Source organism: Nocardioides sp. (genome assembly GCF_047607365.1).
GTDB lineage: Bacteria > Actinomycetota > Actinomycetes > Propionibacteriales > Nocardioidaceae > Nocardioides.
The window spans coordinates 20,123-29,185 of record NZ_JASGDD010000118.1; the positions used below are offsets into that span (position 1 = coordinate 20,123).

10 protein-coding genes are annotated in these 9,063 nt (G+C 72.6%); 3 read left to right on the forward strand and 7 right to left on the reverse strand.

Annotated features, from left to right (window positions below):
• Nucleotides 1-2: 2 nt before the first annotated feature.
• Nucleotides 3-1,430, forward strand: coding sequence for an MFS transporter (locus QM572_RS09075; protein ID WP_415092249.1), 1,428 nt, complete (start codon nucleotides 3-5; stop codon nucleotides 1,428-1,430).
• Between the two features lie 83 nt (nucleotides 1,431-1,513).
• The gene (locus tag QM572_RS09080; protein WP_415092251.1) at nucleotides 1,514-2,395 is read left to right on the forward strand and encodes a M15 family metallopeptidase; all 882 of its coding nucleotides are present in this window, start codon (nucleotides 1,514-1,516) and stop codon (nucleotides 2,393-2,395) included.
• A gap of 35 nt (nucleotides 2,396-2,430) precedes the next feature.
• Here QM572_RS09080 and QM572_RS09085 read toward each other — a convergent pair whose 3' ends face one another.
• The 4 genes from QM572_RS09085 to purS all read right to left on the reverse strand — a co-directional run bounded on the left by QM572_RS09085 (nucleotide 2,431) and on the right by purS (nucleotide 5,776).
• Nucleotides 2,431-3,861: a glycoside hydrolase domain-containing protein gene (locus tag QM572_RS09085; protein ID WP_415092253.1), complete on the reverse strand. Its 1,431-nt coding sequence runs from the start codon at nucleotides 3,859-3,861 to the stop codon at nucleotides 2,431-2,433.
• A gap of 62 nt (nucleotides 3,862-3,923) precedes the next feature.
• Nucleotides 3,924-4,778, reverse strand: coding sequence for an N-acetylmuramoyl-L-alanine amidase (locus QM572_RS09090; protein ID WP_415092255.1), 855 nt, complete (start codon nucleotides 4,776-4,778; stop codon nucleotides 3,924-3,926).
• Nucleotides 4,779-4,852: 74 nt separating this feature from the next.
• Entirely contained in the window at nucleotides 4,853-5,521 is a 669-nt protein-coding gene (gene purQ, locus QM572_RS09095; protein ID WP_415092257.1) for a phosphoribosylformylglycinamidine synthase subunit PurQ, read from the reverse strand.
• 12 nt (nucleotides 5,522-5,533) lie between these two features.
• Nucleotides 5,534-5,776, reverse strand: a complete 243-nt coding sequence (purS, locus tag QM572_RS09100) for a phosphoribosylformylglycinamidine synthase subunit PurS (protein WP_415092259.1) — start codon at nucleotides 5,774-5,776, stop codon at nucleotides 5,534-5,536.
• Nucleotides 5,777-5,803: 27 nt separating this feature from the next.
• Between purS and QM572_RS09105 the strand changes: the two genes are divergently transcribed.
• The gene (locus QM572_RS09105) at nucleotides 5,804-7,171 is read left to right on the forward strand and encodes a hypothetical protein (protein WP_415092261.1); all 1,368 of its coding nucleotides are present in this window, start codon (nucleotides 5,804-5,806) and stop codon (nucleotides 7,169-7,171) included.
• Here the strand turns inward: QM572_RS09105 and QM572_RS09110 are convergent.
• The 3 genes from QM572_RS09110 to QM572_RS09120 form a co-directional block, all read right to left on the reverse strand.
• Complete coding sequence (locus QM572_RS09110; protein ID WP_415092263.1) at nucleotides 7,104-7,760, reverse strand: hypothetical protein; 657 nt, start codon at nucleotides 7,758-7,760, stop codon at nucleotides 7,104-7,106. The two genes, QM572_RS09105 and QM572_RS09110, sit on opposite strands and share 68 nt — an antisense overlap.
• Nucleotides 7,757-8,386: a hypothetical protein gene (locus tag QM572_RS09115; protein ID WP_415092265.1), complete on the reverse strand. Its 630-nt coding sequence runs from the start codon at nucleotides 8,384-8,386 to the stop codon at nucleotides 7,757-7,759. The genes QM572_RS09110 and QM572_RS09115 overlap by 4 nt, the downstream gene beginning before the upstream one ends.
• A partial coding sequence (locus QM572_RS09120) for a hypothetical protein (protein ID WP_415092267.1) occupies nucleotides 8,386-9,063 on the reverse strand: 678 nt, incomplete at its 5' end. The genes QM572_RS09120 and QM572_RS09115, both read right to left, overlap by 1 nt.

A 9,063-nucleotide genomic window follows, 5' to 3' on the forward strand; every position in this document is an offset into this window, starting at 1 on the left:
CCATGTCTGTGACCTCTCCTTCGCGCGCCCTCAACCGGGCCGAGCGGGGCGCAGCGGTGCGCCCCTCGACCAGCTGGGGCCTCTACGTCGTGCTGCTCGCCCAGCTCATGCTCGTGCTCGACGCCGCCGTGATGAACGTCGGCCTCCCCCACATCCAGGCCGACCTCGGCTTCTCCACCGGCGGCCTGTCGTGGGTGCTGAACGCCTACGCGCTGACCTTCGGCGGCCTGCTGCTCCTCGGCGGCCGGCTCGGCGACGTCTTCGGCCGGCGCCGGGTCTTCTGGCTCGGCCTCGCGATCTTCACCCTCTTCTCCCTGATCGGGGGCCTCGCCCCGAACCCCGAGACGCTCGTCATCGCGCGTGCCCTCCAGGGCGCCGGTGCGGCGATCGCCGCGCCGTCGGTGCTCGCGCTGCTCACCACGAGCGCTCCCACCGAGGCCGCCCGCAACCGCGCCCTGTCGCAGTTCACCGCGGTGTCCGCCGGTGGCGCCGGCCTCGGCCTCCTCCTCGGCGGCCTGCTCACCGATGTCGCCTCGTGGCGCTGGACGCTCTTCATCAACGTGCCGATCGGGCTCCTCGTGCTCGCGACCGTACGCCGTGGGGTCTCCGAGACGCCGCGCCGGCCCGGCCGCTTCGACTTCGTCGGCGCCGTCTCCGCGACCGGCGCCGCCGCGATGGTCGTGTGGACGGTCATCAAGGCCGAGGACTTCGGCTGGGGCTCGTGGCAGACCATCGGCGGCTTCGCGGTGGCGGCCGCGCTGATCGTCCTGCTCGGCGTCACCGAGGCGCGTCACCCGCACCCGCTGCTGCGTCTCGGCCTGCTCAAGGACCGGAGCCGCGTGGCCGCGCTCTTCACCATGGCCGGCGCCTACGGCTCGATGATGGCGATGTTCTTCCTGCTCGTCCTCTTCTTCGAGGGCACCCTGGAGTTCGGCCCGATGACGGCCGGGTTCGCCTTCCTGCCGATGCCGCTCACCATCTTCACGCTGTCACGGGTGGTGCCGAGACTGGTCGCCCGCTACGGCACCCACCGGCTGATCGTGATCGGCGCCGTGGGCCGGGTGCTCTCCTTCGCCCTGCTCCTCGGCCTGCACAACGCCGACGGCTACTGGACCGTCTTCGGTCCGCTGTGGCTGATGGCGATCTCGAGCGGCCTGAGCTTCATGCCGCTGACCGCGGTCTCCCTGCAGGGCGTCGAGCCCGAGCACGCCGGGGCGGCCTCGGGGCTGCTCCAGACCATGCAGCAGCTCGGCGGCGCGATCGGCTTCGCGGTGATCGCCTCGGTCTACGCCACCTTCGGCAAGGCCGGCGACTTCATGGCCGGCGGGCACCCGGGCTTCGTCACGGCGCTGATCATCGGACTGCTCTCGCTCGCGGCCGCTCTCACCCTGGTGGTACGCCGGCCGGCCGTCGTCCTCGAGGCGGCCTGATCGGCCGACGCCTCATCGTGAGGGGATCGTGAGGGGAGGGAGCGTCACGCTCCCTCCCCTCGCTCATGCCCTATCGTCGCGACGTGGGCTCGGCAGGACGGCATGCGGCCGCACGGCGACGCCGGCGGCTGCTCGCCGGTCCCGCGATCCTGGCCCTCTCGGCGGTGCTGACCGTCGGCGCGACCGTCGCGCTGGAGCTCGGCCCGCGGGCCGGCCGTGACGACGTCGCCGCCGAGGAGGCGTCCAGCTCCGCGCCGCCCGGGGTGACCACCCCCACGGCCACCACCCCGGCGGCCGCCGCCGCTCCCCCGACGACCACTCCGGCCGCCTCGACGGGCCCGGCCCTGCCGGCGTACCCGGCGGGCTTCGATCCTCGTGCGCACTCCACGACCAAGGCGGACTCGCCGTGGGTGATCGTGAACAAGTCGCACCCGATCCGCGACGAGGACTACGCCCCGCGCCTGACCGTCGTCGGCGGCAAGGAGGTCGCGACCACGATCGCCGAGCCGCTCGGGCGTCTCCTCGACGCGGCCGCCGACGCCGGGAGTCCGCTGCGGGTGCTGAGCGGCTTCCGCTCCTACGGCCGCCAGGCCGCCGTGTACGGCAACGAGGTGGCCCGCCTGGGCAGCCGGGCCGCCGCCGACCGGGTCTCGGCGCGGCCGGGGCACAGCGAGCACCAGACCGGCCTCGCCGTCGACCTCGACGACGCCGGAGGCTCCGGCTGTCAGCTCAACGCCTGCTTCGCCTCCACCCGTGGCGGGCGGTGGCTCGCCGCGCACGCCGGCGAGTACGGCTTCCTGGTCCGCTACACCGCGGCCGACGCCGGCGTGACCGGCTATGACCCCGAGCCGTGGCACCTGCGCTACGTCGGCACCGACCTCGTCGCGGCGATGGCCGCGACGGGCGTGAGCACGCTGGAGGAGTTCTTCGGCGTCAGCGGCGGGGACTACCCCGACGACCAGTAGGAGACGACCAGGAGGACCCGGTAGCCGGGCGGGGCTCAGCGGCGTCCCGCCTGGAGGGCCTTCCACTCCTTCACGCTGAACGGGGTGCCGGTGCCCAGGCCGACCTTGGCCCGCCAGGCGCGCAGGGCCGCCAGCCCGGCCTTGTCGAAGTAGCCCGTGGCCGCCACCGGCCGCTTCGGGTTGGCGACGGTGAGCGCGCGCTGCACGTCGCGCACCCGCGCGCCCGTCGTCGTGGCCTTGAGCGTCGGGCGCGAGCCCTTGGCCAGGAGCCACATCCACAGCTTGTAGTTCCACACCGTGCTGACGGCGTACCCGTGATGCTTGCGCCAGGTGCGGATGAAGGACTGGAGCGAGGGGGTCATGGTGGCCGAGACCGGACCGCGGTAGGTGGTCCTCTCGCGCAGCAGGCAGCTCAGCGCGAGCGTGGAGGCGCGGTCCGGGGTGTAGGTGGCGGTCGGCTTCCGGACGGGGTAGTACGCCGACAGGTTCACCTCCACGCCGCCGCAGTGCGTCTCCGCGGCGACCGAGGGGACGGTCTTGGCGGGCGCCGCCGACGAGCTCGCGGTCGTCGCGGCCGTTGCGGCCGGGGCGCTCACCACGGCGGTGAGGTCGAGGTAGTTGCGGTCGATGTTGATCGTCACGCCGCCGTAGGTCTCGTTGTGCCCGCCCTGGAACTGCTTGACCCGGTTGCCCTGCCAGCCCGCGTCGGAGATGTAGTCGGTCGCGCTGGTGTTGGCCTTGCCGTCGTAGCGCGCCAGCCAGATGGCGTCGGGCAGCGTGATGTTGGCGGGCGTGCTGACCCGCGCCGCCTCGATCATCTTCATGCCGGAGCCGGCGCTGGAGTAGAGCCCGGCACGGAAGCCGAGCTGCTTGACGCGCGCGGACCAGGCCGAGACGAACCGCAGCGCCGACTCCCGGCAGGCGGTCTTGGTGTAGGTGAACCCCTCGAGGTCGTAGTAGAGCGTGCTGCCCTCGACCAGGCCGAGCGCCTTCGCGTCGGTGACCGTCTTGGTGCCCTCGGCGGTGCCCTGCGCCCGGGCGGCCGCGTAGTCGCTCGCCGCCTTCGCGCTGATCTTGAAGTCGTCCTTGTAGCGCGGGAACCGGCCCTGGCACGACGCCTGCGGGCCGAGGGTGATGGGCAGCAGGTGCCAGCCCTTGCTGAGCTGGGTCGCGACCCAGGTGGCGTTGAGGTAGGTCTGGGTCCGGCAGGCGCGCGAGTCGCCGGAGATGTAGATCCCCACCGCGCGGAACGGGCTCTTGGCCAGCCAGGTGTCCATGTGGGACTGCCGCGGCGCCTGGCACTGGTCGAAGCCGAGACCGGTGAAGACGCCGGGCGTGATCGGGTTGGCTCCGGTCGTGCGGGCGCGGTCGTTCAGCACCTTCGGCAGCGCGAGCAGGGCTGCCAGCAGCGCGAGGGCCGTGATCGCCAGGATCACCACGCGGGGGTGACACAACTGCCGCAACATGGGATGACTCTAACCTCAGAAGTCACTTCTGCCACGCCCCTCGCGCCCCCGCCGAGAAGGTGTCACCGGGCGAGGAAGCGCTCCATGGCCCGGAGGATCGCCCGGGCGAGCTGGTGCTGGAACCGCTTGCTGGTCAACAGCGCGGCGTCGGTCGGGTTGCGCATGTTGCCCGCCTCGAGCAGCAGCTGGGGCACGGTCGTCAGGTTGAGCCCGGCGAGGTCGGTGCGCTCCTTGAGACCGTCCTTGCCGTCGTACGACGACGTGGGCATGCCCGTCTCGAGGAGCTCCTCCCGCAGGAGGGTCGCGTAGCGCCGGGAGGGCGCGACGACGGCGTCGTTGGTGCCCGAGCCCACCGGCAGCAGGATCGCGAAGCCCCGGCCGCTCGCCGGTCCGCCGTCGGCGTGGAGGTCGATCGCGACGTCGGCGTGCGCCTGGTTGATGGTCTCGGCGCGCGCGTCGACGCACGGGCCGACGCCGTCGTTCGAGGTGCGGGTCATCACCACCTCGGCGCCGCGGGCGCGGAGCAGCGCGGCGAGCTCGGTGGCGACCGCGAAGGTGAACGTCGCCTCGGGGTAGCCGCCGTCGGTCGCGGTGCCGGTGGTGTTGCAATGGGTGGTGTCGTCGCCGCGCCCGTTGCGGATCAGCCGGTTGATCACGTCGGGCCGGGTGTGGTTGCGGCCGTTGTGGCCGGGGTCGATCCCGATCACCGCTCCGGCGAGCGCGGAGGCCGGGCTCGGCGAGGCTGTCGCGCTCGCGGTCGCGCCGAGGGCGCCGGGCGAGGTCGACGAGCTGGTCGAGCTCGGCGAGGGGTCCGGCGTCGCGCTGGTGATCAGCGCGCTGGGGATCGGAGTCGTCGAGGCCGGGCCGGACACCTGTGCCGAGCCACAGCCGCTGAGGAGCAGGGCTCCGCACGCCACCGCCACCAACCTGGGGAACCGCGGGCTCTCAGAGTCACCTGGTGACGCTGAGAGCCCGCGGTCGAGGTCCAGGATCAGCTCAGCGCCTGCTCGAGGAGCGAGGTGAAGAAGCCCGCGCCGTCGGTGCCGGAGCCGGTGAGCTCCTCGACGGCGTGCTCGGGGTGGGGCATGAGGCCCACCACGTTGCCGCGCGCGTTGGCGATCCCGGCGATGTCGTTGACCGAGCCGTTGGGGTTGAAGCCGACGTACCGCGCGACGACCCGGCCCTCCCCTTCGAGACGGGCGATGGTCTCGGCGTCGGCGACGTACTGGCCCTCGCCGTTCTTCAGCGGCACGACGATCTCCTGCCCGGGCTCGTAGGCCGAGGTCCACGAGGTCGAGGCGTTCTCGATCCGCAGCGTCTGGTCGCGGCAGATGAACTTGAGATGGTCGTTCATGAGGAGACCCCCGGGCAGCAGGTGGGACTCCACGAGGATCTGGAAGCCGTTGCAGATCCCGAGCACCGGCAGCCCGTTGCCCGCACCCGCGACGACCTCGGTCATGATCGGCGCGAAGCGGCTGATCGCACCGCAGCGGAGGTAGTCGCCGTACGAGAACCCACCGGGGAGGATGACCGCGTCCACGCCCTGCAGGTCGTGGTCGCCGTGCCAGAGCGAGACCGGCTCGTTGCCGGTGAGCCGGACGGCGCGGGCCGCGTCGACGTCGTCGAGCGTGCCGGGGAAGGTGACGACACCGATGCGCATCCGGACTCGACCTCAGCTCTCGACGCGGACGGTGAAGTTCTCGATCACCGTGTTGGCGAGGAAGGTCTCGGCGAGCCGCTCGATGTCGGCGAGCGTGGCGTCGTCGGCCGAGGCGACCTCGAGCTCGAACCGCTTGCCCTGCCGCACCGACTCGACGCCGGTGAAGCCGAGCCGCGGCAGGGCGCCGAGGACGGCCTTGCCCTGGGGGTCGAGGATCTCCGGCTTGGGCATGACATCAACCACGACGCGGGGCACGAGGAGATCCTATCGGCCCGTCGGCTGATGCGTTTGACCGGTCGCGGCGGCGGGAAGGAGGGCGACATGGGGCCGGGGGCGCTGGCGCGCGACATCGTCGACGTGGTCGCCGACGCCGCCCGGCTGCTGTGGCGGCACTGGCCGGTGGCGCTCGCCCTGGCCTTCCTCGGCGGCGCCTGGCGTGGCGCCGCGGTCTGGGCGGCGGTCGCGGTGAGCGACGCGAACGGCACCGCCGGGCGGGCGTTCCTGATCCTCGCGCCGCTCGGCTTCCTGATCCCGCTCGTCCTCATGCTGCGACGCTTCCGGGACGACCTGCCCAACGTCGCGCGAGCGGCGGCGACCACCGCTCCCGAGGACGTCGCCACCGGGCACCCACGGCGACTGCTCGACGTGGCGTCGTCGCTCCTCGTGCCGTTCCTGGCGGTCTACGTCGCCTACGGCTTCCTCGCCGACGACCTCTCGCAGTTCCTCAACGAGGCGTTCTACGACGAGTCGAGCCAGGCGGTCGCCAACGCGTTCGGCGGCCGGACGAACGACATCGACTGGCATCGCGTCTTCGTCCCACGGTGGGAGATCCTGGTCCTGATCGTGGCGGTGGCATGGCTGGTGCGCTTCGTGCTGGGCCGGGCCGAGCGACGCTGGAGCTTCGTCGGGCTGGCGCTGCTCGGCGCGCTCGTCGAGGTCTACTGGACCTCCAACGTGGCGGCGTACGCGGAGAAGGGCAAGGAGCCGGTGACCACCTGGCTCGACCGTCGTCAGCTGGTGGCGGGCGTCCGCGGCCGCTACGACGACGTGGTCGACCGGCTCGGGTTCTTCGCGCACCCGGTGCGGAACGCCACCGCCTGGCTGTTCGACGTGCTCGGCTCGTTCGACGCCATCGTGATCGTCCCGCTGGCGTGGATCACGTTCGCCGCCGTGGTCCTCGGCCACCAGCTCGCACCGCCGCCGACGATCCGCCATCCTCTGCTCACCCGGATCCGGCGCTGGCCGAAGCCGGTCCGCACCGTCCTGGGCTGGGTCGGCCTGATCTTCGCGGACGTCCGCTCCCGCTTCTCCGCGCTCTTCCTGGGCCTGCGGCTGATCGTGCGCAGCGGCGCGCTCCCGATGCTCCTCTTCGCCCTCGCCTTCCTCCTCGCCCTCCGGATCCCGTACGCCGTCAGCTGGCTGTGGCGCCTCGTCGCCGGTCCGGAGTCGTTCCAGACGTTCAACGCCTTCTCGCCGATCGAGTCGGCGCTCGGGACCGCCCTGCAGTTGGTCGTCCTCACGGCCCTGCTGGCGGCCGCGGTGGACCGGCTGCTGCTGCCCGGCGTCGACGCACTGGAGCCGGTCAGCCCCGCTCCGGACTCGCCGACACCGCCACCCGCGCATAGTGCGGAGGCCGCCACCACAGCATGACGCCCGTGATCCTCGTGCCCTTCGGCACGAAGACCAGCGGCTCGACCGTCCACGACGGGTCGCGCGGGTCGGCGTCCGGGTCGCCGCCGTCGAGCTGCCGCCCGGCCCCCGCGACGATGCTCTCCGACGGGCCGTAGTCCTCGAACGGCAGGCACGGGTAGAGCAGGTCCTGATCGACGCCGTCGGCGTCGGCGAGATACGCGTAGCGGGTGCCGTCGGCCTCGGTGAGCGCGAGGGAGCAGCCGGTCAGCACGGTGTCGGGATCGGCCCTGCCCTCGAACGTCACCCGCCACGCGTCGTACACGTCGTCGGTGATCCTGGTGGTGGTGCCGAGCCGGTTCGTGTAGGACGTGACCCGCTCGAGCCCCGTGATCCGGAAGTCGAGCTCGCGGGTCCCCTTGCCGGCGGCGTCCTCGAAGTCCTCGGCGTAGTGCACCCACTCGCCCTGCTCGCCCGTGGCGGAGGCGTAGTGGAGCTCGGCGTCCCACCACCAGTCCTGGATGCGCTGGCCGTTGGCGGCGACGAGCAGCGCCGCGGCGGCCGGCAGCGCGACCAGGCCCCAGCGGTTGCGTCGCAGCCACTTCCTCACGAGTCGCCTCCCGCGCCGAACAGGTCGTCGTAGCCGGGCTGCCCCGGCAGCGGAGGCTGGTCGAAGGAGCTGCTCGTCCGCACGACGATCGGGTCGGTCATCGCCTCCAGCTCCGCGGCTCGGTCGCGGTCGATCCCCAGGTCGATCACCGCCACGTCGTCGCGGCGCTCGTCGGCGTCGCTGCGCGAGATCCGCAGCGTGGCGCCCGGCAGGTCGCCCTTCGGCAGCTCGAAGGCGATCCGGACGTGCCACGGCACCTTGGGCGTGGCCTGCCCGAGCGCGTAGCCGGAGCGCGCGTCGACCTCGAAGACCCTGCCGCGGGCGTCGACGATCCGCCAGTAGTCGGCGTCGTAGACCTCGTGCTTCGCCCACAGCGTCGCGTCGACCACCAGCCAGACGCCCGTCGTCGTCGAGGCGTAGAGCTGACTCGCCACCATCGTCGTCGCAGTGACGGTCTCGACGCGGACGTCGGCGTAGCGCAGCGAGACCCGGTGCCCGACCTCGCCGGCGCGCTCGAAGGAGCGCACGTCGAGGTTCCCGCTCGGCCACGCCTCCTCGATCCAGCGGCCGAGGCCGAGGGCCGCGACGAGGACCAGCGCGATGCCACCGCGCGCGAGCCAGCGCATCACACGCCCCCGTCGCGCTTGTCGACCACCGGGATCCGGAGGTCGTACGCCGGCTCCGGGTGCTGCCACCAGGAGGCAGAGCGATCGGGCCCGGGATCGTAGGACAGCCGCGCGACGCCGACCCGCACCGTGACCGGGACGGGCGCCGACACCTCGGTCACGATCGCCAGGTGATAGGTCACGCCGGGGCTGAGCGTCTCCACCGGGGTCGCGTCGTCGACGCTGAGCACGCTGCTCGCACCCACGAGCTCACCGCCCCCGGACAGCTGCGCGTAGAGGACGGCGTCCTGCGTCGGCGCCCCGGACGCCTCGAGCTGCGATGCCCTCAGCAGCGTCCAGCTCACCGACGCCGCGGTGGTGTTGACCACCGTCACCTTGAGGATCAGCAGGTGCCCGTCGGCGGCCTCCGGGCTCATCAGCTCCTTCGTGGAGCCGTCGTCCTGGGTGCTGGTCAGGGCGTCGACCAGGCTCGCGCCGGTGATCGTGAGGTCGAAGGGAGCCGCATCGACGACCTGACCGATCCTGGCGTCGAGGGCGGGATGGACCGCCGCCTCCGACTCCCGCAGGCCGCCGAACGGGACCGAGACGGCGAGCGCCACCACGGCCGCGCCGGCGGTGAGCCGCGTGCGCGGCACGGCGCCCACACGGCGTACGACGGCGCGGAGCGCCCCCTGCGC